The organism is Thiolapillus sp. (assembly GCF_048562965.1).
Classification (GTDB): domain Bacteria; phylum Pseudomonadota; class Gammaproteobacteria; order Chromatiales; family Chromatiaceae; genus Thiolapillus; species Thiolapillus brandeum_A.
The window spans coordinates 1-826 of the sequence record NZ_JBHNMF010001152.1; the positions used below are offsets into that span (position 1 = coordinate 1).

At 48.9% G+C, this 826-nt stretch carries 1 protein-coding gene and 1 pseudogene; both read left to right on the plus strand.

The annotated features are described in order from the left end of the window. Positions 1-95 precede the first annotated feature (95 nt). Positions 96-482, plus strand: a complete 387-nt coding sequence (locus tag ACOCD2_RS22955; protein WP_293650455.1) for a transposase — start codon at positions 96-98, stop codon at positions 480-482. A 2-nt stretch (positions 483-484) separates the two neighbouring features. After that, positions 485-658: pseudogene (locus ACOCD2_RS22960) on the plus strand (helix-turn-helix domain-containing protein); the annotation flags it as partial. Between the last annotated feature and the right edge of the window lie 168 nt (positions 659-826).

Genomic DNA, 826 nt, shown 5'->3' on the forward strand with positions numbered 1-826 from the left:
GGCCTATTGCCGCATCTCCAGTTACCTGCAGACCATGGCAAATCAGGGATACAATCCGCTGGTCGCCATTCAAATGGCCTTTTCGGGACAGCTCTATGCTGATAGGGGTGAGTAGTTACCGTTACGCAAAGATGAGCCTGGAGGTTGGAAGCATTGTGGTCAGCGATGGCTTGGCTTGTTTCAAAGCAGTGGAAAAGGCAGGATGCCATCCTATTCCTTTCGTCTCCGAAGGTGGGCGTAAAGGGGTTGAACACCCATCCTTCAAATGGGTGAATACCATGCCGGGCAACGTAAAAAATGCAATAACCGGAACCTTTCATTCTGTAAGCCTTAAGCATGTTCCCAGGTATCTTGCAGAGTTTGAGTATCGGTTCAACCGGCGGTATCGATTGGATGACATGATTGAGCGACTCGCCTACGTTGGCCTCAGGACGCCTCCCATACCGTATCGTTTCTTACGAATGGCTGAGATTGGTGGGTAATCAAGTTGGTTGATGTCATCCGGCAACAGTGCCTGAGCACGACTTTCCGTGCCTTGGCAGAACAAACAGGCGTTGCGGTGAATACCGTCAAGAACATCGCTCATGATTTGATTGATGAACTGGAACGGACGGTGCGCTACGAAACTCCGGTGATCATGGGGATTGATGAGGTTAACCCCCCCTGTGTCAGCATAGTTGTCCGCTCACCTCAGTGAGCAATTATTACTTAGTTACCGTCTATAAATAGCTATCTTTTTCGGGCAGCTCCAGATAATTAGCGCATGCCAATATACTGAATTAATTAATCACCTGCCTTGACAAGGATATTGTCGTTTGCAGGGAGC

Bases quoted from the DNA above. Each gene is read 5' to 3' on its own strand.
- ACOCD2_RS22955 (WP_293650455.1), top strand. From the start codon at position 96: ATGCTGATAGGGGTGAGTAGTTACCGTTACGCAAAGATGAGCCTGGAG.